Origin of the sequence: Pseudomonas graminis, assembly GCF_900111735.1 — a bacterium.
GTDB classification, from domain to species: Bacteria; Pseudomonadota; Gammaproteobacteria; order Pseudomonadales; family Pseudomonadaceae; genus Aquipseudomonas; species Aquipseudomonas graminis.
The window spans coordinates 46,013-71,683 of the sequence record NZ_FOHW01000029.1; the positions used below are offsets into that span (position 1 = coordinate 46,013).

24 protein-coding genes are annotated in these 25,671 nt (G+C 60.3%); 3 read left to right on the forward strand and 21 right to left on the reverse strand.

Annotated elements, in window-relative coordinates; all coding sequences use genetic code 11:
- Positions 1 to 609: 609 nt before the first annotated feature.
- From BMY98_RS19590 to BMY98_RS19660, 15 genes are all read right to left on the reverse strand, one after another.
- Positions 610 to 1,332: an amidotransferase gene (locus BMY98_RS19590; RefSeq protein ID WP_074891890.1), complete on the reverse strand. Its 723-nt coding sequence runs from the start codon at positions 1,330 to 1,332 to the stop codon at positions 610 to 612.
- 164 nt (positions 1,333 to 1,496) lie between these two features.
- A complete protein-coding gene (locus tag BMY98_RS19595) occupies positions 1,497 to 3,638 on the reverse strand; it encodes a 3-hydroxyacyl-CoA dehydrogenase NAD-binding domain-containing protein (RefSeq protein WP_074891892.1) in 2,142 nt (713 codons plus the stop codon).
- Positions 3,639 to 3,705: 67 nt separating this feature from the next.
- A complete protein-coding gene (locus BMY98_RS19600) occupies positions 3,706 to 4,911 on the reverse strand; it encodes an acetyl-CoA C-acetyltransferase (protein WP_074891894.1) in 1,206 nt (401 codons plus the stop codon).
- A gap of 808 nt (positions 4,912 to 5,719) precedes the next feature.
- Positions 5,720 to 6,571: a transglutaminase family protein gene (locus BMY98_RS19605; protein WP_074891896.1), complete on the reverse strand. Its 852-nt coding sequence runs from the start codon at positions 6,569 to 6,571 to the stop codon at positions 5,720 to 5,722.
- Entirely contained in the window at positions 6,568 to 7,527 is a 960-nt protein-coding gene (locus BMY98_RS19610; protein ID WP_065989404.1) for an alpha-E domain-containing protein, read from the reverse strand. The genes BMY98_RS19605 and BMY98_RS19610 overlap by 4 nt, the downstream gene beginning before the upstream one ends.
- Positions 7,528 to 7,539: 12 nt before the next feature.
- A complete protein-coding gene (locus tag BMY98_RS19615) occupies positions 7,540 to 8,949 on the reverse strand; it encodes a circularly permuted type 2 ATP-grasp protein (protein WP_074891898.1) in 1,410 nt (469 codons plus the stop codon).
- 458 nt (positions 8,950 to 9,407) lie between these two features.
- Positions 9,408 to 9,746 carry a ribonuclease E inhibitor RraB gene (locus BMY98_RS19620; protein WP_074891900.1) on the reverse strand — a complete coding sequence of 113 codons (339 nt, stop codon included), beginning with the start codon at positions 9,744 to 9,746 and terminating at the stop codon, positions 9,408 to 9,410.
- Positions 9,747 to 9,995: 249 nt separating this feature from the next.
- Positions 9,996 to 10,232, reverse strand: coding sequence for a hypothetical protein (locus BMY98_RS19625; protein WP_074891902.1), 237 nt, complete (start codon positions 10,230 to 10,232; stop codon positions 9,996 to 9,998).
- A 170-nt stretch (positions 10,233 to 10,402) separates the two neighbouring features.
- The gene (locus BMY98_RS19630; protein ID WP_074891904.1) at positions 10,403 to 12,475 is read right to left on the reverse strand and encodes an LTA synthase family protein; all 2,073 of its coding nucleotides are present in this window, start codon (positions 12,473 to 12,475) and stop codon (positions 10,403 to 10,405) included.
- A 270-nt stretch (positions 12,476 to 12,745) separates the two neighbouring features.
- Positions 12,746 to 13,948, reverse strand: a complete 1,203-nt coding sequence (locus tag BMY98_RS19635; RefSeq protein WP_074891937.1) for a type II toxin-antitoxin system HipA family toxin — start codon at positions 13,946 to 13,948, stop codon at positions 12,746 to 12,748.
- A 5-nt stretch (positions 13,949 to 13,953) separates the two neighbouring features.
- Complete coding sequence (locus BMY98_RS19640; RefSeq protein WP_074891906.1) at positions 13,954 to 14,205, reverse strand: helix-turn-helix domain-containing protein; 252 nt, start codon at positions 14,203 to 14,205, stop codon at positions 13,954 to 13,956.
- Between the two features lie 126 nt (positions 14,206 to 14,331).
- Positions 14,332 to 15,192, reverse strand: coding sequence for a polyamine aminopropyltransferase (gene speE / locus BMY98_RS19645; protein WP_065989394.1), 861 nt, complete (start codon positions 15,190 to 15,192; stop codon positions 14,332 to 14,334).
- A gap of 206 nt (positions 15,193 to 15,398) precedes the next feature.
- A complete protein-coding gene (locus tag BMY98_RS19650) occupies positions 15,399 to 15,590 on the reverse strand; it encodes a PLDc N-terminal domain-containing protein (RefSeq protein WP_037009073.1) in 192 nt (63 codons plus the stop codon).
- 109 nt (positions 15,591 to 15,699) lie between these two features.
- Positions 15,700 to 16,224, reverse strand: a complete 525-nt coding sequence (locus tag BMY98_RS19655) for a hypothetical protein (RefSeq protein ID WP_074891908.1) — start codon at positions 16,222 to 16,224, stop codon at positions 15,700 to 15,702.
- A 67-nt stretch (positions 16,225 to 16,291) separates the two neighbouring features.
- Entirely contained in the window at positions 16,292 to 16,828 is a 537-nt protein-coding gene (locus tag BMY98_RS19660; protein WP_074891910.1) for an ankyrin repeat domain-containing protein, read from the reverse strand.
- 514 nt (positions 16,829 to 17,342) lie between these two features.
- On the opposite strand from BMY98_RS19660, the gene BMY98_RS19665 reads away from it, so the two are divergent.
- Entirely contained in the window at positions 17,343 to 17,621 is a 279-nt protein-coding gene (locus BMY98_RS19665) for a DUF3509 domain-containing protein (protein ID WP_074891912.1), read from the forward strand.
- 154 nt (positions 17,622 to 17,775) lie between these two features.
- On the opposite strand, the gene BMY98_RS19670 is transcribed toward BMY98_RS19665, so the two are convergent.
- The 6 genes from BMY98_RS19670 to aroC all read right to left on the reverse strand — a co-directional run bounded on the left by BMY98_RS19670 (position 17,776) and on the right by aroC (position 23,048).
- The gene (locus BMY98_RS19670) at positions 17,776 to 18,492 is read right to left on the reverse strand and encodes a helix-turn-helix transcriptional regulator (RefSeq protein ID WP_074891914.1); all 717 of its coding nucleotides are present in this window, start codon (positions 18,490 to 18,492) and stop codon (positions 17,776 to 17,778) included.
- A gap of 322 nt (positions 18,493 to 18,814) precedes the next feature.
- Positions 18,815 to 19,498 carry an acireductone synthase gene (mtnC, locus tag BMY98_RS19675; RefSeq protein WP_074891916.1) on the reverse strand — a complete coding sequence of 228 codons (684 nt, stop codon included), beginning with the start codon at positions 19,496 to 19,498 and terminating at the stop codon, positions 18,815 to 18,817.
- A 6-nt stretch (positions 19,499 to 19,504) separates the two neighbouring features.
- Positions 19,505 to 20,050: a 1,2-dihydroxy-3-keto-5-methylthiopentene dioxygenase gene (locus BMY98_RS19680; protein WP_074891918.1), complete on the reverse strand. Its 546-nt coding sequence runs from the start codon at positions 20,048 to 20,050 to the stop codon at positions 19,505 to 19,507.
- 109 nt (positions 20,051 to 20,159) lie between these two features.
- On the reverse strand, positions 20,160 to 20,774 hold the full coding sequence (locus BMY98_RS19685) for a methylthioribulose 1-phosphate dehydratase (protein ID WP_074891919.1): 615 nt from the start codon (positions 20,772 to 20,774) through the stop codon (positions 20,160 to 20,162).
- Complete coding sequence (locus tag BMY98_RS19690) at positions 20,771 to 21,925, reverse strand: MFS transporter (RefSeq protein WP_217648321.1); 1,155 nt, start codon at positions 21,923 to 21,925, stop codon at positions 20,771 to 20,773. The genes BMY98_RS19685 and BMY98_RS19690 overlap by 4 nt, the downstream gene beginning before the upstream one ends.
- A 31-nt stretch (positions 21,926 to 21,956) precedes the next feature.
- Positions 21,957 to 23,048 (reverse strand): chorismate synthase, encoded by a 1,092-nt coding sequence (aroC, locus tag BMY98_RS19695; RefSeq protein ID WP_074891923.1) that lies wholly within the window; start codon positions 23,046 to 23,048, stop codon positions 21,957 to 21,959.
- Between the two features lie 127 nt (positions 23,049 to 23,175).
- On the opposite strand from aroC, the gene BMY98_RS19700 reads away from it, so the two are divergent.
- Positions 23,176 to 24,171, forward strand: a complete 996-nt coding sequence (locus BMY98_RS19700; RefSeq protein WP_074891925.1) for an alpha/beta hydrolase — start codon at positions 23,176 to 23,178, stop codon at positions 24,169 to 24,171.
- A gap of 129 nt (positions 24,172 to 24,300) precedes the next feature.
- Complete coding sequence (locus BMY98_RS19705; protein ID WP_074891927.1) at positions 24,301 to 25,101, forward strand: hypothetical protein; 801 nt, start codon at positions 24,301 to 24,303, stop codon at positions 25,099 to 25,101.
- The last annotated feature ends 570 nt before the right edge of the window (positions 25,102 to 25,671 follow it).

A 25,671-nucleotide genomic window follows, 5' to 3' on the forward strand; every position in this document is an offset into this window, starting at 1 on the left:
AGACGTCGGGTGTCACACCGCGCAGCAATTGACGTACTGCAGATCTGTAGGAGCGCGCTTGCCCGCGAATGCGTAGTCACGGACGACCATTATGCGTCGGATGTACCGGCCTCTTCGCGGGCAAGCGCGCTCCTACACTGATCGGCGGCGAGCAGTGAGATCTGGTGGCAGACGCTGGTCTTTTCATGGCTGAAGCCTGTCTACAGAAACACCGCGTACTTTAGTGGGACCGGCTTTAGCCGGGAATGCGTCGGTTGTTACACCGCAGGGCAATTGGCGTACTGCAGATCTGTAGGAGCGCGCTTGCCCGCGAAGCGTAGGCACGTACGACCATTATGCGTCGGATGTACCGGCCTCTTCGCGGGCAAGCGCGCTCCTACACTGATCGGCGGCGAGCAGTGACATCTGGTGGCAGACGCTGGTCTCTTCCCGGCTGAAGCCGGTCTACAGAAACACCGCGTACTTTAGTGGGACCGGCTTTAGCCGGGAAGAGGCCGGTGTGAGCACCATAAATCTTGAAGCATGGCGACTGACGCCTTCCCGGCTGAAGCCGGTCCCACAGAATGAAGCCGGCCCCACAATGATCATCTCACCCGGCCAACCGCGCGGTCAGCTCACCGGGCGTTTGTTCGCCACAAACCGCATCATCCATTCCGCCACCGCCGTGCCGTGGTGGTCTTCTTCCAGGCTGGCGATGCCTTTGCCGTAGACCTGCTCGCCGAGGGCGTCCTGACGGATGTCGAGCAGCGTGCGCGAGTAGTCGTGGATGAATTCCGGATGACCCTGGAAGCACAGCACCTGATCGTTGATGTGATACGCGGCGAACGGGCAGAACTCGCTGGTGGCAATGACCGTCGCCCCTTCGGGCAGCGCAGTGACCTGATCCTGGTGGCTGATCAGCAGCGTGAGCTTGTCCAGCGCCGGCGTCATCCAGGGCTGGGTCGGTGAGAGGTTGTAGTGATGAATGCCGACGCCCCAGCCCTGTGAGGCACGCTCGGTTTTGCCACCCAGCAAAAGCGCCAGCAACTGATGGCCAAAACACACGCCCAGCAGCTTGTCGCCGCGCTTGTAGCGATCGAGCAGATACGTCTTCAGGGTTTCGATCCATGGATCGGTGCCGAAGGAATCGGCCTTGGAGCCGGTGATCAGATAGGCGTCGAACTGCTCGTCATCGGGCGGGTAATCGCCCTGCATGACGTTGTAGACGACAAATTCCGCTGGCACCGGCTGGCGGGCGAAGAGCTTTTCGAACATCCGCCCGTAACCCTGGTATTGATCGACCAGTTCCGGGCGAAGAACGTCGGTTTCCAGAATGCAGATGCGTAACGACATAAAAATCCCTGAAGCGACAGAAGCGAAAATGCGTGGGCTCAAGCCTGCCTTGAAGGCCCGGGCAAGGCAAGGCCCAGTTAGCGCAACGCCCGTCGTCAGCTGAACCCACGCTGTACCTCCCTTTGATGAATCGGCGCGTCATGCGACACAGCTAGAAGCGGAAGCTAGAACAGCGAGCCCTCTTCGGCTTTCTCCAGCAGCAATGCAGGGGGTTGAAAGCGTTCGCCGTAGCGCTCGGCCAAGGTGCGGGCGCGGATAATGAACGGCTTAAGCCCGTACTGATTGATGAACTGCAATGCCCCGCCAGTCCAGGCCGGGAAGCCGATGCCGAGCATCGAACCGACGTTGGCGTCGGCCGTCGATCGCAACACCCCCTCTTCCATGCAACGCGACGTTTCGAGGGCCTGAATGAACAGCAAGCGGTCGCGAATATCCTGGCCGCTGATCTGTGCGTCGGGCTTCTCGAACCGGATTTTCAACTCCGGCCACAAGTGCTTGGGCGCGGTGTCAGGATAGTCGTAAAAGCCGCCGCCGGAGGTTTTCCCTGCGCGATCAAACTCATTCAAAAGCTGCTCGATGACCGCATCGGCCGGATGCCCGGCAAGCTCAACGCCCTGCTCGGCCAGGTCCTTGCGCGTCTGCTGGCGAATCTGGTGCATCAGCCTCAACGACACCTCGTCGGACACCGCCAGCGGCCCCACGGGCATCCCGGCCTTGCGCGCCTCGGTCTCGATCATCGGCGCACTGACGCCCTCGCCGAGCATGGCAATGCCTTCATCGGCATAGGTGGCGAACACCCGTGAGGTGAAGAAGCCACGTGTGTCGTTGACCAGAATCGCGGTCTTGCCGAGCTGCTGAACGAAGTCAAAGGCCCGCGCCAGGGTCATGTCGTTGGTCCGTGCGCCCTTGATGATTTCCACCAGGCGCATCTTTTCCACCGGGCTGGAAAAATGCAGGCCGATGAAGCGCTCTTGCCGGCTGATAGCGCTGGCCAGTCCAGTGATGGGCAGCGTCGAGGTGTTGGACGCAATCACCGCATTGGGCACCACCACCTGCTCGGCGGCGGCGCTGACCTGAGCTTTCAACTCGCGATTCTCGAAGACCGCTTCGATGATCAGATCGCAGCCTTCGAGATCGCTGTCGCGGCCCGTCGGCTTGATCCGGCCCAGCACGGCGTCGCGCTGAGCCTCGGTGATGCGGCCGCTGGCAACCTGCCTGTTGAGCAGTCGTGCCGAGTAATCCTTGCCCTTCTGCGCCGCCGCCAGGTTGACGTCCTTGAGGATCACGCTGACGCCTGCCACTGCGGTCACATAAGCAATCCCGCCACCCATCAAGCCGGCTCCGAGAATGCCGACCTTGCGCATGTTGAACACCGGTGGCGCCTTGGGCCGCGCCTCTGCGGTCTTGACCCGGTTGAGCTGGAACCAGCTGCCGATCATGTTCTTGGCGATGGGACCGGTGGCAAGTTCGGTGAAGTAACGCGCCTCGATTTTCTCCGCCGTGTGGAAATCCACTTGAGCGCCTTCCACGGCCGCAGCGAGGATTTTCTCCGGCGCCGGGTAGCAACCCCAGGTTTTGCTGCGCAGGATCGACGGCGCGATGGCCAGCATCTGCGCCACATTCGGCTGCGCAGGCGCGCCGCCGGGCAATTGAAACCCCGGTTGATCCCAGGCTTTGATCGGCGCCGGATTGGCCAGAATCCATTCACGCGCCTTGACCATCAGGTCATCGGCATTGCTGGCCATCTGATCGATCACACCGAGTTTCAACCCGTGATCAACGCCCATGGTGCGGCCTTCCATCAGCAACGGCAGGGCTTTCTCCAGCCCCAACATGCGCACCAGCCGCACGGTGCCACCACCGCCCGGAAGCAAACCGAGGGTGACTTCCGGCAAGCCCAACCTCACCTGGCCGCCATTGATTGCGATGCGATGGTGACAGGCCAGGCACAGCTCCAGGCCACCGCCCAATGCAGAACCCTCGATGGCCGCGACCACCGGTTTGCCGAATGTTTCCAGCGCACGAAGCTGGGCCTTGAGGTCCATGGTCATCTGGTAGAAGGCGGCGGCGCGGGAAGCGTCGACCTGACTCAGCTCGTTGAGGTCGCCGCCGGCAAAGAAGGTCTTCTTCGCCGAGCGGATGATCACCCCGGCGATGGCCTCTTTGTCCGCCTGCAGACGCTCAAGCGTCTCGGCCATGGCCAGGCGATACGCCGCGTTCATGGTATTGGCCTGCTGGCCGGGCATGTCGAGGGTCAGGGTGACAATCTGATCCGGCCCGGTTTCGTAGCGGATGGCATCGCTCATGCGGTCTTTCTTCCTGAAACGGTTATCGGATAAAGGCGGTGGGGGAAGCGGTTGTCGTGCTTCACGTTCATACCCGCTCGATGATCGTCGCGATGCCCATACCGCCGCCGACGCACAGGGTCGCCAGGCCGTAACGCAACTGCCGGGCTTCCAGCTCGTCGAGCAGCGTGCCGAGGATGATGCAGCCCGTGGCACCCAATGGATGGCCGAGGGCGATCGAGCCGCCGTTGACGTTGACCTTGTCGGGGTCGACGCCCATGTCCTTGATGAACTTGAGCACCACCGAGGCGAAGGCTTCGTTGACCTCGAACAGGTCGATGTCATCGAGGGTCAGCCCGGCCCGCGCCAGGGCTTTGCGCGTGGCCGGCGCAGGGCCGGTGAGCATGATGGTCGGATCGGTGCTGGTCACCGCCGTCACGACGATGCGTGCCCGTGGCCGCAGCCCCAGCGCCTGACCTTTTTGCGCAGTGCCGAGCAGCATCAAGGCGGCGCCATCAACGATGCCGGAGCTGTTGCCTGGCGTGTGCACGTGCTCGATGCGTTCGACGTGGCTGTAGACGCGCAGCGCCGTGGCGTCATAGCCCATTTTACCGATCGCCTCGAAACTCGGGCGCAGTTTGCCCAGCGCCTCCGGCGTCGTGTCGGGGCGGATGAACTCGTCATGGTCGAGCAAGAGCATCCCGTTCTGGTCCTTCACCGGCACCAGCGAACGGCGAAACGCACCCCGCTCCCGCGCCATCGCAGCCTTGTGCTGGGATTGCACGGCAAACAGGTCGACGTCGTCACGGCTGAAGCCTTCAAGGGTGGCGATCAGATCGGCGCCGATGCCCTGGGGCGTGAAGTGGGTGTGCAGATTGGTGTGCGGGTCCAACACCCAGGCGCCGCCATCACTGCCCATGGGCACGCGCGACATCGACTCCACGCCGCCCACCACCACCAGATCCTCGAACCCGGAGCGGATCTTCATCGCCCCCAGATTCACCGCCTCAAGGCCCGACGCGCAGAACCGGTTGACCTGAACACCGGCCACACTTACGGCCCAGTTGGCGACCAGCGCTGCGGTCTTGGCGATGTCGGCGCCTTGATCGCCGATGGGCGTGACGCAGCCCAGCACAATGTCATCGACGTGGTGGGTATCGAGGTGATTGCGCACTTGCAGTTCTTTCAACAGCCCGGCCACCAGATCTACCGGTTTGACGCTGTACAACGCGCCATCCGGCTTGCCCCGGCCCCGCGGCGTGCGCAAGGCATCGTAAATAAACGCTTCGGTCATCCTGTCCTCGCTAACCCGATGAACTGCCTTTTTATAGGTCCGACCGACAGTAGAACTGTCATGTGCGCACTGTGTATCACAGCGCCCGCTGTTTCGCCGGATCGATTGACAGGTTAGCTGGTTGTGGGAAGTTTCGGACTCGGACGAACGGTAGCAAGCTATTCAGCCTGGACAGTTTTGGACGCAGGTGTCTAGCAGGGGAATATTTGCGCGATGGCTATTCGCCAATCGTCAGGAGGTTATAAGAGCGCAACCCGATAATCCTCAATGATCTAAACCGCACAGCACGCGGGCTCTAAGGTTTAGTCAGTAGCAGTGGCGCCATAACAAAATCGTTTCACCCAGCGCCTGCCGCCCGCGATCTGCTGATTGGGGCACCTGCTCTTTTGCCTCACCTTTGCCAATCCTCGCCTTGGTCACGCCCAAGGTCCATGGGTTTCTGTTGCTCAGGAATAACAAGAAAAGGCATTTACCATGTTCAAGTTCAAGCGTTCGAAAATACGTCAGGCCGGACTCATTGTTTTCGCCACCACGCTGCTGCTGATCCTTCCGAACATGACCCGTCTGTTTGGCTGAGCATCCTGCACGCTGCAAGCGCCTCTTCCCACGACGAACTCACAAGTTTGCCTGTTTCACACAGGCGACTGCCGGCCGTGCAGGATCGCTTCGTTGCCTCTCAATTGTGTGTGAGCGGACCGTGTGGGATCAGCGAATCGGGTGGGAGCGGAGCAAGGGGGGCCTGGCGCACTCAGTAGCGGACAGACCATGGGAAGGCGGCCGAGCAGAGCCCTCGGCCGCTGCCGGCTTATCAGCCTTGGCGTTGCACCTGAATCATCGGCGCCGGGACAGGCTTTTTCGCAGCCGTAGGAACAGCAATCGGCGCTGCGGGCGATACGACTACCTTGGCGTGCATCTGCTCGCAACCACCGCCACGGCGCATGCCGCGCACCGGGCAGGCATCCAGATAATCCAGGCCGACCGCCAGCTTGAGATGCCGCTCCGGAATCGCCAACTGATTGGTCACGTCGAAGCTGTACCAGGCATCATCAATCCAGGCTTCTGCCCACGCATGGCTGGACAGATGTTCGCTGCTGTCGCTGTAGAGATAACCCGACACATAGCGCGCCGGCACCCCCAGACTGCGGGCGCAGGCCAGAAACGCGTGGGTGTGATCCTGACAAACGCCCGCGCGGTTGGCGAACGCCTGGGCGGCGCTGGTATCCACCGCCGTCGCGCCGGGCGTGTAAGTGATGTGCTCGTTAAGCGCATGCATCATATCGATCAACGCGGTGCGGTCGGTGCGCTTCTGGGTCTGCGCGACGGCGAAGGCGCGAATCGCTTCGTCAGCTTCGGTCAGGCGGGTGAAGCGCAGGAACGGCAGCGAGGACTGGCTCTCATGTTCCGACTCGCGCTTCTCGTCGATCTCGACCTGACCACGTGCACCAATCACGATGGCTTCGTGGGGTTCGTCGAGGGTCAGCACGTGGAGAATATTGCCGAAGGGGTCGATCTGCGCCCGGACCGGCCGCGGCAATGCCAACTGCCAGCTCAGCACCTGCTGGCGCTCACTGTCGTGGGGGGTCAGACGCAAATACTGGATGCTGGCGCGGACCTGATCGTCGTAGTGATAAGTGGTCTCGTGGCTAATTGAGAGTCTCATGCAGCCTCCAGGTAAGAAGTGTGAATGACGCTACCCAGTTGGGCCAGAAGTGGAATGAATTCGTTCAACCACTCATGCAGGCCTTCATCGAGAATTTCGTCGATGCCGGTGTAGCGCAGACGAGCGTCCAGCTCGGCGGCCAGACGCTGGGCGGGACGGCCATTGGCCCCGGGCAGACTGGCAAGAATGATGTCCAGCTCCTCCAGACACGCACGCAATGAGCGCGGAATGTCCGCACGCAACAGCAGCAATTCAGCGACCTGACGGGCACCCGGTGCATCGCGATAGACTTCCGTGTACGCCTCGAATGAGGACAATGCGCGTAACAGCGCACTCCATTGGTAATAGCCGGCGGCGGAACTGTCTGCCGCTGCGTTGGCGGACGGGCCGCGCAATTCAAGCATTTCATAACGCGCATCTAGCATGCGCAGGGTGTTGTCGGCGCGCTCGATGAACGTGCCCAGACGAATGAAACGGAACGCGTCGTTGCGCATGATGGTGCCGTAGGTTGCGCCGCGGAACAGATGCGAACGCTCCTTCACCCACTCGCAGAAACGGCTCATGCCATAACGACTCAAACCCTGTTCGGCGATGCCGCGAATTTCCAGGTAAGTGGCGTTGATGTTTTCCCACATGTCCGCAGTAATACGCCCACGCACCGCATGGGCACTGGCCCGCGCCGCGCCCAGGCAGCTGAAGATACTCGCCGGGTTTTCGGCGTCCAGTGCGAAAAAGTGCAGCAAGCGCTCGGCATGCAGGTCGCCGTGGCGCTCCAGGTAATCGTCCAGCGTTCCGGTGATCAGCAGTGGCATGGCGATTTCATTGAGGCCATCCCCGCGTCCGTCCTGTGGCATCAGCGACAGCGAGTAACTGACGTCGAGCATCCGCGCGAGGTTTTCGGCGCGCTCCAGGTACCGCGACATCCAATATAAATCCGAGGCAGTTCTACTTAGCATTGGCAGGCATCCTTAATCCTCGACCACCCAGGTGTCTTTGGTGCCGCCACCCTGCGACGAGTTCACCACCAGCGAACCTTCGCGCAGGGCAACGCGCGTGAGGCCACCGGGCACTACACGGGTTTCGCGGCCAGCCAGGACGAACGGCCGAAGGTCGATGTGGCGCGGGGCGATGCCGTTCTCGACGAAGGTCGGACAGGTCGACAGGCACAAGGTCGGTTGCGCGATATACGCGTGGGGCTTGGCTTTGAGGCGCGCCCGGAATGACTCGATTTCGGCAGCGGTGGCTGCGGGGCCCACGAGCATGCCGTAACCGCCGGAGCCCTGGGTTTCCTTGACCACCAGGTCGCCCAGATTGGCAAGCACGTGAGACAACTCTTCGGGCTTGCGGCACTGCCAGGTCGGCACGTTCTTGAGGATCGGCTCTTCGTCGAGGTAGAAACGAATCATGTCCGTCACAAACGGGTAGACCGACTTGTCGTCCGCTACGCCGGTGCCGATGGCATTGGCCAGCACCACATTGCCCGAACGGTACGCGGCCAGCAGGCCCGGCACGCCGAGCATCGAATCCGGATTGAACGCCAGCGGATCGAGGAACGCGTCATCAAGCCTGCGGTAAATCACGTCGACCGCTTTCGGGCCGTCCGTGGTGCGCATGAACACGCGGTCATCGCGCACGAACAGGTCAGCGCCTTCCACCAGCTCGACCCCCATTTCCCGGGCCAGAAACGCATGCTCGAAAAACGCACTGTTAAAGCGCCCGGGTGTCAGCACAACGACGCTCGGGTTATCCAGCGGGCTCGAGCTTTTCAGGGTGTCCAGCAACAGGTTCGGGTAGTGATCGATCGGCGCGATGCGTTGCGCGGCGAACAGCTCGGGGAACAGCCGCATCATCATCTTGCGGTCTTCGAGCATGTAGCTGACGCCGCTTGGCGTGCGCAGGTTATCTTCGAGCACGTAATACGTGCCGTCGCCGTCACGCACCAGATCGACGCCGGAGATGTGCGAATACAGATCGCGATGCAAATTCAGGCCCTGCATCGCCAGCTGGTATTGCTCGTTGGCGAGGACCTGTTCGGCAGGAATGATCCCGGCCTTGATGATGCGCTGATCATGGTAGAGGTCAGCGAGAAACATGTTCAGCGCCTTGACGCGCTGAATGCAGCCGCGCTCAACCACCCGCCACTCGCTGGCCGGAATGCTGCGCGGAATCGTATCGAAGGGGATGAGCCGCTCGGTGCCCTGCTCGTCGCCGTACAGCGTGAACGTGATCCCGGCGCGATGAAACAAAAGATCGGCCTCACGCCGGCGCTGAGCGAGCAACTCAGGCGGCGCTTCGCCCAACCAGCGGGCGAATTCCCGATAATGCGGACGAACTATGCCGCCCGCATCGTACATCTCGTCATAAAAGGTGCGGATCATGCCGTACTCCTTGTCACCATGGACACCAGAACCTTCGCAAGGCCCGTGCCATCGGCATAAACGCTTTATTATCAATGGGTTGAATTAAACAGCCACAGCGTCCGCACCATTCCTGTGCACGATGCGCCCTAACCCGTTGCCCGACGCCTCATGGCGAAGCGTCGTTCGTTTGAAAATCTATCGCAGGCATAGCCAGAGTTCATTTCCGCGCGTGACAGGCGCTGAGCATAATCGCCCCATACCGCAGACCAACCCGCCGGATCTCACAAGGCGATTGGCTCAATACCTTATTGGCAACGCCACCCGATATTCCCTTTCCGCCGCTCCCAAGAGAGCGGCTTTTTTTTGCCTGCGATTCAGTTGGGTGCATCTCCCGCCCCACATTTTGTTGCAGAGGCGGGAGACAGTCTTCAGCGATCAGCGCCTCCCTTCGGCGCAGAAATGTCGATCAAGCCAAGTCAGTGCAGACGCTTGAGCACTTGTTTGACGCCCCAGCCTTCAACCTCCCCGTCCAGACCGAAAATCGCGGTCTGGAAATCCTGCTCGAAGTCGCCTATCCCGTCGTAGGTCGCGTACATCAACTTGCTCAGTTCCAGGTGCCAGGCACCGTCTTCCAGTGCATTTAGCTGGACATTGACTGACTCGCCGCGAAATTTTTCCGCAGCCTGACGCGCCCGGTCCTCATCCGGAAAGGTGGCATAGAACTCAATGGGGTGAATGCGTGCGAAGTCGAAACCGCCTTCTTTCATGCAGCGCAGAACATGGCTGCTGACGTCTTCTTGATAGGCTGTGCTCATGAAACGTCCTCCTATGCAACGATAGATAGAGTTTCAACTATCCCGAAACACCCCTCGATGGCGAGGCGTGTAGCGGCAGGTCATCTGCCGCCCGGGACTCAAGCATGTCGCTGACAAGGCCGGTGCGTTTTACAAAACGGGCATACGTACGCGAGCTGACTCGGATAGATGCTTCACCGACCTCACTGGCAGAGTACGCCGATTGATAGTGCGTTGCCAATTGGCAGGATGGCGGGAAATCCAGGCTTTTTAAGGCGCCTCGACGATGGAAATGATCTGTACCGCGTTCTGCTCTTTGAGTGTCTTCACGGTGGGCTCGGCAGTGCGACCCTCGAGGTCGATCAGATCAAGATCACTGGCGACCGGAAACAGGATCGGACGGATTCGCTGCGCAGCCTCTTCATCACTGGGACGGTGATCGGATTCAAGATCGAGGGTTTGCTGCACACCGTCTTTGTCCAGAAACGAAATAGTCCACACTTTCATCAATCTCTCCTCAGTAAGGGCCTGACAGCGGCCTAGTGATCTTGACCCTTGCAGCGCAACGACGTTCAACCGGAATCGTCAGCGCACAGCTGACGTTCGCAGCCTGAAGCCATGAATCCGCAGGCAAAAAAAAACGCCCCGGTCTCGGGGCGTTTTTCATCAGGCTGCGGTCATTGTGGCTTGGCGTCTTTGACCCCTGCCGTGTTGTCCAGCAGGCTTTTGGTTGCGGTCTGCAGGAAGCTGTCGAGCTTCTTGCGCAACTCGGCGACGTCCGGTGCGTTCGGCATCAGCTCGGCGTGGGGCTTGGTGCCCAACGCGTAGCTGTACACCTTCGGTTCCATGTCCTTGGGTTCGATCAGGATCCGGTCGCCGGTGACCAGCGCCACGGTCTGCTCGCTGCCCGATGGCTTGATCACACCAAAGCCTTCGTCTCCCGCTGGCAGATTGAGCAAGTCGCGACCCCAGCACTGATGCACGGTGTCACCACCCAGGCGGCCCATGATGGTCGGCACGATATCGATCTGCGTGCCGACGATGCTGCTGCGCTTGCCGAACTTGTCTTGCAGGCCCGGGGCGATCATCAGCATCGGCACGTTGAAGCGGCCCAGGTCCATTTCGGTGATCTGCTCGTTATTGGGGAAGCCATGGTCACCGACGACCACAAACAGCGTGTCCTTGTAGTACGGCTCTTTCTTGGCCTTCTCGAAGAACTGACCCAGCGCCCAATCCGAATAACGCATGGCGGTAAGGTGTTCATCCAGCGTGCCATGCCCGGTCACGCGCTCGACCGGCAGATTCGCCGGCAGTGCGTACGGCGTGTGGTTGGACAGGGTTTGCAGCAAGGCATAGAACGGCTTGCCTTTGGCTTCGCGGGCTTTCAGCTCTTCGGCGCCACGGTCGAACATGTCCTGGTCTGACACGCCCCAGGTCGGGTCCGAAAACACGGGATTGACGAAGTCATTGCGGCCAATGAAGTTGGTCATGCCCTGGTTGCTGAAGAAGCCCGACTGGTTGTCCCAGGCGAAGTCACCGTTGTAGACATACACGTCGTCGTACTTGCGCGCGCTGAGCAGCTGCGGCAGACCGGACAACTTGTGGCTGCCTTCCGGCGTCTGCATCAGGTACTCAAAGCCCGGCAGGTTCGGAAAGCAGGCCATGGTCGCGAACATGCCCTGGTGGGTGTGCGTGCCGTTGGAGAAGAAACGATCGAACAGCAGACCTTCCTGGGACAGTTTGTCGAAGTAAGGCGTAATGTTCGATTCATCGCCCAGCGCACCCACCGAATGGCCGGCGAAGCTTTCCATCAGAATCACGACGACGTTCTTGATCGGCAGCGTGTTGGCCGCTGGCGGCGTGAAATCCCGACGCACGGCGGCTTTGTCTGGATCGACCAGCTTGTCGTTGGCCGTCAGCAGCATGTCGCGGACGATCTGCTGGGCTTCGGCCTGAGGCAGAGTCGCCTTCCAGATGTTGTCGCGGTCCTCGGACATCCGGCTCTTCGCCGCCGCAATCAGCGTCAGCGTGCCGTTCAGGCCCAGGGTGTTGGCGAAGTTTGAGTCAGTGGTGTACGCATCGCCCCAACGCAGCGGCGGGCCCTGACGCAGGGTGCCGCGAGCGGCGATGACGGCCACCACAAGGCACAGCAGGAAAACCACGGCGCGCTTGTACAACGGCGCAACCACACGGTTGTCGGCGCTGGCCACATTGAACCCGCCACGGGGCCGGGTCACACGATCAACGCCTTTGAAGACCAGGCTCAGCAGCCAGGTCACCAGTGCCCACGCCAGCAAATAGCGAACCACCGGAAAGCCGTACCAGAGCATGCTCAGAACGGTTTTCGGGTCTTCTTTGACGTACTGGAAAACCAGGCCATTCAGGCGCTGGTGGAATTCACGGTAGAAATCCATCTCCATCAGGCCGAAGAACGCGGTCAGGCTCGCGACCACCGTCAGCCAGAAGCGAAACACCCCACGGGCCGCCATCATGCGCGCGCTGAACAGGGAGAGCAGAAGAGGGATCAGGATGTAGACGACCAGACGCAAATCGAATCGCAGGCCATTGGCAAACGCCTCGACGAACGTCGAAGCCGGCGTCGCACCGATGCCTTCGCGGTTATAGACCAGCAGCGCTACGCGCAGAAGGGTGTACAGGACCATCAGCACCAGACCGCTCAGGAGCGTATAGGCCAGGTGCGATTTGACGGTAGGTTGCGGCGCGCGCGCCGGGGCGTCCGTTTTGGCCATGGGTTGTGGGATCCGTTGGATTCAGGTTTAGGTTCAAAAAGCTGTGCGCCCGACCACATTGAAATGCCGGTCCGGGCTGCGGGGGGCAAATATTACGTGAACCCTCGCGGTTTACCACCGATGCCGCGCATTCTTCATGACGGATCGGCTCAAACAGTTATCTCAATCAGGGAGCAGTCTTGGAACGGCGCGAATCTTCCCGAAGAAACGGTGAAAATTCCGTTGATAAATGCTCCCTCTCATATTTTCTTACAAAGCCTTGAATCGCGCTTACACCTTGAATGTCTGGGCATACCGTTCGACGGCGTGTTCGATGGCTTCGAAGACATGGGGTGCGTGGGGGTTGAGCGAAGCGTTTTCCTGCAGCGACGCCTGCACTGCCGCAATCAGTCGCGCGATGCGCACGTTCGGTTTGCGGATGTCACAGGTCGACGCCAGGGTCAGAATGCCGAGTCGGGATCCGAACAGGCTTTTCGAACCGTCCAGACGCAGGGCGAGCGCGTCGTCCTTTATGTACGCGGTGGTGTTGACGATGTCGTAGGCGGGCGCCAGTCGTGCGTCTGCCCCTAGCGGGTCGCGATACAGCAAGCCGAAGTTCTTCAGGTGAGCATCGCCGTTGCCGACCATGCAGCTGAGCGCGACGATGTCGAAGAACTGATCCAGCGAATCACGCACGTGCTCAGGCGCGCAGAACAGGCGAATGGCCTTGGCGATGTTTTCGTAGCTGGAGTCGTATTTCTGTTCCGTGCCCAGGCCCATCAGCACGGCCATGTCCTCGAAGCCTATGGCGCGTTGGTCAGCGTCACGATCAAAGCGGCGCATCACGAACAGCTGGCGATTATCCGACAGATAAAATTCCGGTACCGGCATGCAGGCCCTGCGCGCCGCGTCCATGCACACGAATTCGTTGACGGCCAGCCCTGGGAAATCCGCCCTCCCCGACTTGACGATCAGTTCGGGCATCAACAGAGTGGCTTTCGGGTCCGAGACGAAATCCGAATCGGGCACGATGACTTTGGGCTGAACACCCGAAATCCCCGTGCGCAAAATGTACTGATCCACCAGTTCGGCAAACAGATCCTGCGCCCCGTCCCAACTGAGTATCTGCCCCAGGCTTCTGCCTGGGACGGGGCCCGAACGCCCCAGCAACTCGTCGATCATGGGCGATGCCACCGCCACGCGGCCGACCGGCGAACCGCTGCCGGTCAATGCCATGAGCAGCATGGGGTTGATGGGCGTGGTTTTAGCGAGGCGATTGCGCAACTGCTCCAGCACGAAACCCTCGGGCAGGTTCATCTGGAAGACCGGGTGCAGGCTGCGCGATACGTAGGCCGCATCGCGAACACCCATGGTCAGGCTGATCTGCGACGCCGGGCTGGCGTCCAGGCCATAGCGAAACAGGTAGTCACCGGATTCAGACGTCGACAGCGCACCGCTCTCACCGTCCGGGGTAAAAATGCGTACACGATCCAGCGGTCTCACTGGAACACCTCGCGCAGCTCTTCAAACGTCGGGCGTCGAGCGGAAACGACTTTTATCTCGGCATTCAACGCGGCCAGAACCTTGGCGTAGAAATTCACCGCCACGGTCGGGCTGCCTTTTTCGACTTCGGCGAGCTTTTGCCGTGTCATGCCCGCCTGGTAGGCCAGCTGAACCTGAGTAAGGCCGCGGGATTTACGCATGTCCTCGATCTGACTGCCCAACCGCTCAAGCAATAACGTCGCGTCCATTTGTCACGCCTGCATAACATTCAACGATGAATGTAATGTATACGTGACATAACTGACGATCAAGAGGAAGTTACGTTTACCTGACATCGGCGGATGGATGTCAGGTTTGCGTAACCTGATCAGCAATCAAGCGTTGCTTGGTTTGCTGATCGCCTGAAGAACGTACTGCGGCAATGCGAAGGCGCCGATATGGACTTCAGGATTGTAGTAACGGGTGACGATGCCGCTCCCGGCGAATCGCTGATGCAGGGTGTCCAGCGAAATCTTGCGGTGCTGGGAATCCGTCGAACCCCAGGCAAAGGTCATCGCGCCGCCTATATAGGTGGGCACCGCTGCCTGATAGAAATGCCAGTCGGCGAACAGGCCATTCATGCGCCCTGCCGTGGTCTGTACTTCGCTCAGCTGCATGAACGGTGTGCCGTTCTGCGTGACCAGAATGCCGCCTTCGTTGAGGCAGCGATGGCAGGCCTGATAGAAGTTTTCCGAGAACAGCACTTCGCCAGGCCCGATCGGGTCGGTCGAATCGGAAATGATGACGTCGAATTTCTCCTCGGTATTGGCAACGAAGCGCATGCCGTCATCGATGACCAGGTTCAGACGCGAATCATCGAAAGCGCCTTTGGAGTGGTTCGGCAGGTATTCCTTGCACATCTCGACCACGGTGCCGTCGATCTCGACCATGGTGATGTGCTCGACCGTCGCGTGCTTGGCGACTTCGCGCAGCATGCCGCCATCGCCGCCGCCGATGATCAGGACGCGCTTGGCACGGCCGTGGGCCAGAATCGGCACGTGGGTGAGCATCTCGTGGTAGATGAACTCGTCGGCTTCGGTGGTCTGAATCACGCCGTCCAGCGCCATGACGCGGCCCATGCGCGGGTTCTGGAAGATCACCAGATGCTGATGCTCGGTGCGCACTTCATGCAGCATTTTTTCCATGCGAAAGCGCTGGCCGTAGCCTTCGTACAACGTTTCTTGATAATCGCTCATGGATGAAGTCCCCGATAACTACTGATGACAGGACGGCACGCCGCCCACAAGAAGGCGCGCATTCTACGTCGCGGAGCATGACAGGTCGAATGTCGCGGTGCGTGGATGACCCGGGAAACAAAAACGCCCGACTGGCCAGGCCAGTCGGGCGTCATGTGTTCTGAAGCCTTGCTGCGCTTCTGCTGCGATGCTAGAGAAGCACGTTGCTAGATACGCACGTTGCCACGCGGGCCAGCGATTGCCCAGATGATAAGGCCCAGCACCGGCAGGATGACGATCAGCAAAATCCAGAGAATTTTCTTCCCGGTTTCCGCGCCGCTTTTCAGCACGTTGATGATGGCCCAGATATCCAGCGCCAGAATGATCAGGCCAATCAGACCGTTGAAAGTAGAACCCATGGTGTTGCTCCTTATTGAAGGCTTGCCCACTTGAGAGTGGTGGCCTGCGATGAGGGTTCCGTTGGTCGCCAGGGATATTTGGCCGCGCAGCAGAACCCGTCGATGGAGATCAAACCTGCGCTTTGAGCGCCTCCAGCGATGGCTCGATCAGTATGCCGAGTTCAACGCCGAGGGCCATGACCCGCTCGACGTCGGCGCCGTAGACCAGCACCGTTTGCAACACGTGATCCAGCGGCTCGCTGACGTCCATCAGCACATACCCGCCCATGTCCTTGTTCATGCTGGAAAGCTGAATCTGAATGCGGTTAAGCGCCGCCAAGGGTTCGGCCTTGGTCAGTTGCTTGGGCTTGATGTTGAACGACACATTGGGGCCGAACGACGCCATGATCTCGGTGAGCAGGTCGGGATAGGTATCGGCCTGAAGCAATACGGTGTCGGGAAGGCTGCCAATGACTACCCACTCGCCCAGCGGAATCGGGAAAGTGTCGTCGAAATTGATGTCGGGGTTGGCGGTCAGGAACGCTTCGGGGTCAGCGTAAGCCTGGGCGGCCTCGTCGGCGATTTTTTCGATTTCTTCATCGCTCATGCAGCCGGAGCTGATCTTGCTGATGAATTCGATGAGTGAAGCTTTCATGGCAGATCGTCCGAGGGCTGGAAAACAGGCGCGCAGGATAGCTGGAAATGCTGCGCGCCTCTATCGCTTACGCCCCCAGGCGGGTGAGCTGCTCGGCGGTCTCGGTCGCGCCCATGGTCTGAGCGGCCATCAGTGGCGTGACGCCCTTGGCATCCTGGATATGGGGGTTGGCACCTTTGGAGATCAGGTAGTCGACGATTGCCGTACGGTTGAACATCGCCGCCATCATCAATGCGGTGCGGCCGTCGGCGGAGGCGCCTTCGACCTCTGCGCCGGCTTCCACAAGGATCTTCACGGTTTCCAGATCGCCCTTGAAAGCAGCGCCGGCAATGGGGCTCTGGCCGTTGTCGTTGCGCAGTTCAGGGTCAGCCTTGTGCTTGAGCAGCACCCGCACGGCGTCTTGATGGCCGTGATAGCTGGCCAGCATCAACAACGTGTCGCCTTTGTGATTGCGAAGGTTGGGGGTCAAGCCGTTTTCCAGCAGGCGGTCGAGCATCGGCGCGTCGCCAGCACGAGCCCGATCAAACACCTGTTCGGCAAACTCCAGTGCTTCTTCGTCTGTCATGCGCGTGGCAGAACCGGGCGTGATGGGGGCTTCTGACATTTCGTAACTCCAGTAGCGCAATGCATTGCGCGGGATAAATCAGAGGATGCGGCGATCTCTGGGACAGGCAACTTATGAGCCCTGGATAAAGCCTGTAGTTCCACGGAAGGCGCCCGTCACTACATGGCGCACCGCAGAGGGCGCCGCCGCCGATGTCACCCACCCTGCCAGCTTCAGCTACTGGCGCCTGACCATCCCCCTCAATGAGGCCGATAGAGTCGACTGACCGGCCGCCGAGAAAATTTCGCAACAAGGGGAAATAAATCCGGGATGTCACTGTCTCAGTTGTGTCACGTAGCGCGTGCCCCCTCCTCCGTATCCCCCATCACTCACTCCCCACTCCGGTAAATTGCAGGATGCACGAGCCGCATTCATGCAAATTGCACGAGACAGTATTTTTTTTAAATGTTTAACCCTTTGATTTCATTGATATTTATTTAAGGTCAAAAGCTGGCACAGTCACTGCACTAGTCATTCCAAGCTTGTTATCCCATGAGCAATGGAGCCTCTAGACATGACTTTCATCCAAGAAAAATTCGCATCCGTATTTTCCGATTTCGAAGTCACCACCCAGCCGCGTCCGGACGGTGGCGTTCTGTTGACCCTGCGCAACGAAGAAGGCACCAACATCCGTCGCTGCGTGTCTTACGCTCAACTGCACACCCCAGTGCAACTGGAATGGGTGATCAGCGCGATCCGTCGTGACCTGGCCGCACAAGCCAGCGAGCTGCCCGCTATCTCGATGTTGCAGAGCCAGCACCGTTTTGATTTGCCTACTTATCACACCCGATAAGTATCAGGCCGGGACACCGTGTCCCGGCAGCAGCACGCTTCACTCTCATCGAAGCATCCCTTGTAGATTCCCGCGATAGTTGATGCTATCGCGGTTTTTTTTGGGCTTTTTTCGATGAACTCACGTTAGACGCTGGCGACCTTCGTGCCTGGGTCTATTGAATAATTCCTCGACACAACGCCTCGCCTACCGCCTGCGCACGATTGGTCACCCCGAGCTTGGCGTAGATGCTCTTGAAGTGATGCTTGACGGTAGCCTCCGAGACTTCCTTTATCAGCCCGATCTCCCACGCCGTTTTGCCTTCCCGCGCCCATTTGAGAATCTCTAGCTCTTTTGGAGAGAGCGCTCGCGTCTGCAGTTGCCGGCCCTTCCCCGCGACGTGGAGCATCGGCACCAGGCTGGTCAGCAGGTAACGGTCGTTGTGAGTCAGCGGTCGCTCCATGCCATTGAGCGTGCAGATAGTGACAACCCCCTGATTGGCCCGCGTCTGACTGCTGTACCCGTAAGAAAACGCCGGAAGCAGGTCGCAATCCTCAACCGCAGCCATGTAGGCGGGTGATGGCGGGTAGGTCTTGAAGGCCTCCTCCCAGTTCAGGAAACCCATGGTGTGGCGGTAGCAGCGGATAACCGGGTCTTCGATCATCAGGCGTCCCTGGCAATAAAGATCCTTCCAGTAGCTGTCGACGTTCGACGTGATGCAACTGAGCAGTACGCCGTTTCGGTACTGATAAAGCATGGCCCGTTCGCTGCGGCATTCGGCGCGTAGCCAGTCAAGGGCGTTGGCGATGGCCGTATCGCCATCCTGTTCAGTGATGCTGCTGACCATTTGTTGTATCAACGGACTCAGCGTCCCTGTCTGTGCGTTTTTCATTTTCCCTCCCGTTTAAAACCATCAAATGTGCGGCCCTGATGCCCCTTGGATTTTTTGTGAGTGGCAGCTGAAAAACGGCGTCGGGTGCTGTCGTCAACACGACCTCACCAGGCGCATTCAAAAGCTGTCAGGGTCCGACAGGCGAAGGGTTACACAGTCGAGAAGGGTTAAACACAGCGTCGAAAACAAACAGGCATGCCTGACTGTGAAACAAGCAACTTCCCACAAACGAACAAAAACCAACTTACATTTTTCCGCATTTGGATACAAAAACGGCCAATGTCAGAGACATCGGCCGTCGGTTTTCAGCACGCCTGGATCGTCAGAAAGCGCTGGGCTCTATCGCCGCGAAACTGCTGAAATTGGGGTGCCCTTCCAGTGCTCCGCCATCGCGCACCAGTGCGCAGGTGGCCATGCCGGCCAGTTGCGCCGCATCGAGCTCTTCGACGATATCGGACAGGAAGAGAATCGCCTCCGCCGGCTGGCCAATTTTCGACGTAATCGATCGATAGGACGCCTGGTCGCGTTTGTGCCCGGAGGTGGTGTCGAAGTAACCGCTGAACAGCCCGGACAGATCGCCCGCCTCGGAGCAGCCAAAGATCAGCTTCTGCGCCTGGATCGAGCCCGAGGAATAGACATAAAGCGCGTAACCCGCCTGATGCCAGTTTTTGAGCGCTTCAACGGCATCCGGGTAGACATGACCCTTGAGCTGCCCGGCCTGATAACCCTGCTGCCAGACCATGCCTTGCAAGGCTTTCAGCGGCGTGGCTTTGCGATCTTCGGCAATCCATTGCAGCAGGATCTCGATCACCCGTTCAATGCTCGCATCGGGTTCGGCACTGTCGTCGCGCACGGCCTGCAACTGCGCGGCCACATCGGGTTCGGCGGCATGCTCGCGAACGAATTCGGGCAGATGCTGTTTGGCATACGGAAAGAGCACGTCGAAGACGAAGCTCACCGCGCTGGTGGTGCCTTCGATGTCGGTAAGGATCGCTTTGATGGTCATGATTGATCAGTCTTCCAGACGCGGGAACTGGCTGGCGATGCTCTCGCCGGTGAATTTGGCGACCCATCCCTCGGGATTGTTGAACAGACGAATGGCGACAAAATGCGGATGCTCGCCCATGTCGAACCAGTGTCGGGTGCCGGCCGGAACCGAGATCAGGTCGTTTTTCTCGCACAGCACGGCGTAGACGAAATCGTCGATGTGCAGGGTAAACAGCCCGCGGCCGGCGACGAAGAAACGCACCTCATCCTCGCCATGCTGATGCTCCTCAAGGAACTTGGCGCGCAGTTCGGCCTTCTGCGGGTGATCGCTATTGAGGCTGATCACATCGACGGTGACGTAACCGCGCTCGGTCATCAGCCTGTCGATCTGGGTGCGGTAGGCAGCGATGACCTCCTCCTGGCTGGCGCCCGGGGTGATCGGCGTTGCCGCCTGCCAGCGGTCGAACGCCACGCCATGCTCGGCCAGGGTCGAGGCAATGTCTTCCAGGTGTGTCAGGACCTTGTTTGGCAGCTCGGGGGATGACACGTGGTAAACGGACAGACTGCTCATTTGGGGCTTCCTCGGTTCGGTCCGCATCTTTCGGCTCTGGGGCCGATCAGACACGTTGATTCAGGCAGTGGGAACGTTGCGGTGCATTGATCGTTACGTCTATCAGGGATCAGCGGTTGAGCACCGACAGCGTCTTGAGCTCGCATTCGAACAGAAATTCGAAGGCTTCGATCTGGCGCAAGGCATCGCTCATCTTCGCGCCCCAGGTGTACAAACCATGACCGCGAATCAGGTAACCGGCGCAGTCAGGGTGTTGATCCAGCCAGGGCTGGACCTTGTCTGCGAGGCGGGCGATGTCCTGATCGTTGTCGAAAATCGGCACCACCACTTCTGATTCATGGGTGGAAACGCCGCTGAAGGCCTTTTGCAGCTCGTAGTCCTCGAACACCAGATGATCACCGGCAGTGAGCCGCGACAGCACGGTGGCGTTGACCGAATGGGTGTGCAGCACGGCACCCACCGCCGGCTTGCAGCTATAAAGCTGCGTGTGCAGCAGGGTTTCAGCCGACGGCTTTTTGCCGGGCTCCAAGCTGTTACCGGCAAGGTCGGTGGCCAGCACGTCGTCCATACCCAACTGACCTTTGTGCTTGCCGGAGACGGTCAGCAGCGCTTCGGTCGGCGACAGGCGCACGGAATAATTGCTGCTGGTGGCGGGCGACCAGCCCCGGGCGTACAGAAACTGCCCCGCTTCGATGATTTCCCGAGCCAGTGCTTCGCGACTCATACGCGCTCCTCTTTCATACATGTGGCGGTCAGGACAGCAGCGGCCACGGCCGCCAGACTCGCAATGGCAAAGGTCCAACTGGCGCCCAGCGCGTTCCAGCTGTACCCGGAATACAACGCGCCCATCGCCCCGCCCGTGCCGGACAGGGCGGCGTACAACGCCTGACCCTGACCTTGCTGGCGCGGGCCGAAGCTGCGTTGCAAGTAATGCACGGCCGAGGCATGGAAACTGCCGAACGTGGCCGCGTGCATCAGTTGGGCGACAATCAGAATCGCCAGATGATCGGCCAGATTACCCAGCAAAAGCCAGCGCAATGCGGCGATCACGAAGCTGGTGATCAGCACCTGGCGGAGACTGAACCGCTGCAGCAACCGGCTCATCACCATGAACATCAACACTTCGGCAATCACCCCCAGCGCCCACAGCAGGCCAATCATGCCGCGGCTGTAGCCGAGGTGTTCCAGGTGCAGGGTGAGGAAAGTGTTATACGGCCCGTGGCTCAGTTGTATCAGCGCGACACTGACATAAAACGCCAGCACGCCCGGCCTGATCAGTTGCCTGAGAAACCCCTCGCCCGCGACCCGCACACCCGAGGCCACCGGCTGCGCATTCGGCACCCACCAACTGCTGGCGACAATGCCGATCAGAATGACCAGCAGCAGTTGCGGGTAGTAATCCAGGCTGAACCATTCCAGCATCCGGCCGAGCACGACCACCGAAAGGATGAAGCCGATCGATCCCCACAGCCGGATCTGGCTGTAGCGAGAAGTCTGGCCCTGCAAATGCGTCAGGGTGATGACTTCGAATTGCGGCAGCACCGCGTGCCAGAAAAACGCATAGAGCGCCATGACCATCGCCAGCCAGGCGTAAGACGTGTCGACGAGAATCAGGCTGAAACAGGCCAGTCCGCAGAGGGCGCCGAAGCGCACGATGGTGAGACGTCGGCCGGTGTAATCGCCGAGCCAGCCCCACACGTTCGGCGCGACGCAGCGCATCAGCATCGGGATCGCCACCAGCTCACCGATGCGCGCGGCGGAAAATCCCAAGTGGCTGAAGTACAGCGCCATATAGGGCGCCGTGGCCCCAAGCAGGGCGAAATAGAAAAGATAGAAGCTGGCGAGCCGCCAGTAAGGAAGCGCCGCCACGCTCAGATAACCGCAGCGGCGACGCGCGGCTCAGGCATTACAGCTGACCCAGAATCGGCGTCGTAACGCGCACATCGCTGTTTTGCCCGCGATGGCGCAGCAGGTGGTCGACCAGCACAATGGCCATCATCGCTTCGGCGATAGGCGTGGCACGGATGCCGACGCAAGGGTCGTGGCGGCCCTTGGTGATGACCTCGACGGAGTTGCCATCGACGTCGATCGAGTGCCCCGGCGTGGTGATGCTGGAAGTCGGCTTCAGCGCCAGGTGCGCGACGATCGGCTGGCCGGACGAAATCCCGCCGAGGATGCCGCCGGCGTTATTCGACAGAAAACCCTCGGGGCTCATCTCATCGCGGTGCTCGGTGCCGCGCTGGGCAACGCAGGCAAAGCCGGCGCCGATCTCGACGCCTTTGACCGCGTTGATGCTCATCAGCGCATGGGCCAGTTCGGCGTCGAGACGGTCAAAAATCGGCTCGCCCAGCCCCGGCATCACGCCTTCGGCGACGACCGTGATCTTTGCGCCCACCGAATCCTGATCGCGACGCAGCTGGTCCATGTAGGCTTCCAGCTCCGGCACCTTGCTCGGGTCAGGGCTGAAGAAGGCGTTGTCTTCCACCGAATCCCAGGTCTTGAACGGGATTTCGATCGGGCCGAGCTGGCTCATGTAGCCGCGAACGGTAATGCCCTGAGTGGCAAGAAACTTCTTGGCGATGGCCCCGGCGGCGACGCGCATGGCCGTTTCACGCGCAGAGCTGCGACCGCCGCCACGGTAGTCGCGCAGGCCGTATTTGTGGTGATAGGTGTAATCGGCGTGGGCAGGCCGGAACAGGTCCTTGATCGCCGAATAGTCCTTGGACTTCTGATCGGTGTTGCGGATCAGCAGGCCAATGGACGCACCGGTGGTCTTGCCTTCGAAGACCCCGGACAGGATCTCGACCTCGTCGGGCTCCTGGCGCTGGGTGGTGTGACGGCTGGTCCCTGGCTTGCGGCGGTCGAGGTCACGCTGCAGGTCTTCCAGCGACAACTCGATGCCCGGCGGGCAGCCGTCAACGATGGCAACCAGTGCCGGACCGTGGCTTTCGCCGGCAGTGGTGACAGTGAACAGCTTGCCGTAGGTATTGCCGGACATGCGGGAGGCTCCGAAGACGTTCAAAAACTCAAGCGCGCCAGTATACGCAGGCTTATGGCGCAGTTCATCCTCGAACCTTATTCATTTGCCCGCGTCCAATTGACACTTTATTGATGATGGTCTTGCAATGCTAAGCGCCTTACCCCTGATTCGCGGCTTCTGGCCGCTGCGAGCGATCATCTTGAGCCTGACCCTGCTGTCATCCATCGCCCACGCCGGAACGCCCGTCGTGCTGCAGCGCCCTATCAGCCTGGACACCGGCACCGGCGAGCTCTTCGGCACGCTGCTGCTGCCCAAGTCGACCAATCCGGTGCCCGTGGTGTTGATCATCGCCGGCTCAGGACCGACCGACCGTGACGGCAACAACTCCGACGGCGGACGCAACGACAGCATGAAGCGTCTGGCCCTGATCCTCGCCAAGCACAACATCGCCAGCGTGCGTTACGACAAGCGCGGCGTCGCGGCCAGTCGCCCTGCCACCCCGGACGAGCGCGATCTGAGCATCGAAAAATACGTTGACGACGCCGTCGCCTGGGCCGCCAAGCTCAAAACCGACTCGCGCCTGGGTCCCCTGATTCTGATGGGCCACAGCGAGGGCGCGCTGGTCGCCACCCTGGCGGCAGAACGTGCGGGCGCCGTGGCGTTGATCTCCGTCGCCGGTACTGGTCGCCCGGTGGATCAAGTGGTCCGCGAGCAACTGCAGGATCGCCTCCCTCCTCCGCTGCTGGCCCGCAGCGAGCAACTGATCGAGGAGATCAAGGCCGGCAAGACTGACAACGATGTGCCTGAGCCCCTTCAGGTGGTGTTCCGCCCGAGCGTGCAGCCGTATCTGATCTCCCTGTTCCGGCAGAACCCGACGGTGGCGTTCGGGCAACTGAAAATCCCGACGCTGATCATTCAGGGGCGCAACGACATGCAAGTGGGCGTGGGCGATGCCGAGCTGCTGCACAAGGCCAAACCCGACTCGCAACTGGCGATCATCGACGGCATGAACCACGTGCTGCGCATCGTGCCGATGGACATCAAGCGGCAGCTGGCGTCCTACAAGGATCCGCAGTTGCCGCTGGCCAGCGAAGTGACCGATCGCATCCTGAAATTCCTCGACTCGGTACCGGCCGCCTGAGGCCGGTTCTCTTCGACGTGCGAGTCGGCGCGCACTCCCTTTAGCTTCGTCAGAAACGGCCGATAGCTGTCTGCTGGCATCGTGTGCCGGTGCCATGTGCCGGGCAATGTCGATAACAGGATCGCCGTGATGACAGAAGCAACCATACAAACCGACGCGGCCGAGCCGACCGATGCCAAAGAAGGCGAAGTCGCCGCGCCTGTCTTGTGGGACGAAGTGCACGCTGAGCATTTCTCGATGCTGCGTCTGGCGCCCCTGCCCACCGACCGCGCGACCGGAGCACGCCCGCTGCGCTTCGTCGAGTTCGGCAAGGCCGAGCGCCACAACAAAGAATTCAGCCTGCTGCGCATGAGCTATCAGCTGCCGGGGCAAAAGACCCGCAAAGAACAGAATTGTCTGGATATCTGGGTGGATCACGCCAATCGCAGCGTTCGCGTGGGCCCGGCGTCAGGCTTGCAGATCGATCCGTGGAACCGCGGTCTGGGGCGTTTCATGCTGGCCCAGGGCATCACCTGGGCGCAGAAACGTTGCGCCGAGTACAAGATCGAAGGCGTTGCGCTGGCCAACAAGGATGCGCTCAACGAGGACACGCGCCTGCGTCGTGATCACTTCCTCAAGACCCAGGGTTTCGAGGTCGTCTACGCCGATGCGCAGCACCTGAAAGGCGCCATCAAGGACGCCAAGGTCGGCAACCTGAATAACTCCTGGAACGCCGATAAAATCCAGATCGTGCAGATCCTCGACGCCGCGCAGATGTTGCAACAGGCCGAACAGAGGATTCAGGAACAGGACGTCACGATCAAGAAGACCGAAGACAAGGTCAGCAAATACCGCCGGGACGACGCCGGCTTGCGCTTCACCATCGCCTGCCTGGTCACCTTTGCCGTGTTTCAGGCCGGCCTGCTGATCTGGATCGCGACGCACCGGTGACCCGGCGTTAACAGGGCAAAGGCCGGTGTGTTCGCCATCAGATGTGCGGAGTGGATGCCGACGCCTTCCCGGCTGAAGCCGGTCCCTCTGTTTGACCGCGTATCCATAGTGGGACCGGCTTTAGCCGGGAAGAGGCCGGTGTGCTCGCCATCAGATGTGCGGCGTGACGACCGACGCCTTCCTGGCTGAAGCCGGTCCCACTGTTTGACCGCATATCCATAGTGCGACCGGCTTTAGCCGGGAAGAGGCCGGTGTGCTCCCCATCAGATTTGCGGTGTGACGACCGACGCCTTCCCGGCTCAAGCCGGTCCCACTGTTTGACCGCATATCCATAGTGGGACCGGCTTTCGCCGGGAAGAGGCCCGTGCGTTCGCCATCAGATTTGCGGCGTGACGACCGACGCCTTTCTGGCTGAAGCCAGTCCCACAGTTTGACCGCGTATCCATAGTGGGACCGGCTTTAGCCGGGAAGAGGCCGGTATGTTCGCCATCAGCATTGCGGTGTGACGACCGACGCCTTCCTGGCTAAAGCCAGTCCCACTATTTGACCGCGTATCCATAGTGGGACCGG

What these genes read in the sequence shown, in the direction of transcription:
- BMY98_RS19700 (WP_074891925.1), top strand. Translation starts at nt 23,176, where the DNA reads ATGCTAAGCGCCTTACCCCTGATTCGCGGCTTCTGGCCGCTGCGAGCG.
- BMY98_RS19615 (WP_074891898.1), bottom strand. Translation starts at nt 8,949, where the DNA reads ATGATCCGCACCTTTTATGACGAGATGTACGATGCGGGCGGCATAGTT.
- BMY98_RS19680 (WP_074891918.1), bottom strand. Translation starts at nt 20,050, where the DNA reads ATGAGCAGTCTGTCCGTTTACCACGTGTCATCCCCCGAGCTGCCAAAC.
- BMY98_RS19590 (WP_074891890.1), bottom strand. Translation starts at nt 1,332, where the DNA reads ATGTCGTTACGCATCTGCATTCTGGAAACCGACGTTCTTCGCCCGGAA.
- aroC (WP_074891923.1), bottom strand. Translation starts at nt 23,048, where the DNA reads ATGTCCGGCAATACCTACGGCAAGCTGTTCACTGTCACCACTGCCGGC.
- BMY98_RS19630 (WP_074891904.1), bottom strand. Translation starts at nt 12,475, where the DNA reads ATGGCCAAAACGGACGCCCCGGCGCGCGCGCCGCAACCTACCGTCAAA.
- BMY98_RS19685 (WP_074891919.1), bottom strand. Translation starts at nt 20,774, where the DNA reads ATGAGTCGCGAAGCACTGGCTCGGGAAATCATCGAAGCGGGGCAGTTT.
- BMY98_RS19600 (WP_074891894.1), bottom strand. Translation starts at nt 4,911, where the DNA reads ATGACCGAAGCGTTTATTTACGATGCCTTGCGCACGCCGCGGGGCCGG.
- BMY98_RS19665 (WP_074891912.1), top strand. Translation starts at nt 17,343, where the DNA reads ATGACTTTCATCCAAGAAAAATTCGCATCCGTATTTTCCGATTTCGAA.
- BMY98_RS19650 (WP_037009073.1), bottom strand. Translation starts at nt 15,590, where the DNA reads ATGGGTTCTACTTTCAACGGTCTGATTGGCCTGATCATTCTGGCGCTG.
- BMY98_RS19670 (WP_074891914.1), bottom strand. Translation starts at nt 18,492, where the DNA reads ATGAAAAACGCACAGACAGGGACGCTGAGTCCGTTGATACAACAAATG.
- BMY98_RS19625 (WP_074891902.1), bottom strand. Translation starts at nt 10,232, where the DNA reads ATGAAAGTGTGGACTATTTCGTTTCTGGACAAAGACGGTGTGCAGCAA.
- BMY98_RS19595 (WP_074891892.1), bottom strand. Translation starts at nt 3,638, where the DNA reads ATGAGCGATGCCATCCGCTACGAAACCGGGCCGGATCAGATTGTCACC.
- BMY98_RS19610 (WP_065989404.1), bottom strand. Translation starts at nt 7,527, where the DNA reads ATGCTAAGTAGAACTGCCTCGGATTTATATTGGATGTCGCGGTACCTG.
- BMY98_RS19655 (WP_074891908.1), bottom strand. Translation starts at nt 16,224, where the DNA reads ATGAAAGCTTCACTCATCGAATTCATCAGCAAGATCAGCTCCGGCTGC.
- speE (WP_065989394.1), bottom strand. Translation starts at nt 15,192, where the DNA reads ATGAGCGATTATCAAGAAACGTTGTACGAAGGCTACGGCCAGCGCTTT.
- mtnC (WP_074891916.1), bottom strand. Translation starts at nt 19,498, where the DNA reads ATGACCATCAAAGCGATCCTTACCGACATCGAAGGCACCACCAGCGCG.
- BMY98_RS19660 (WP_074891910.1), bottom strand. Translation starts at nt 16,828, where the DNA reads ATGTCAGAAGCCCCCATCACGCCCGGTTCTGCCACGCGCATGACAGAC.
- BMY98_RS19605 (WP_074891896.1), bottom strand. Translation starts at nt 6,571, where the DNA reads ATGAGACTCTCAATTAGCCACGAGACCACTTATCACTACGACGATCAG.
- BMY98_RS19640 (WP_074891906.1), bottom strand. Translation starts at nt 14,205, where the DNA reads ATGGACGCGACGTTATTGCTTGAGCGGTTGGGCAGTCAGATCGAGGAC.
- BMY98_RS19705 (WP_074891927.1), top strand. Translation starts at nt 24,301, where the DNA reads ATGACAGAAGCAACCATACAAACCGACGCGGCCGAGCCGACCGATGCC.
- BMY98_RS19620 (WP_074891900.1), bottom strand. Translation starts at nt 9,746, where the DNA reads ATGAGCACAGCCTATCAAGAAGACGTCAGCAGCCATGTTCTGCGCTGC.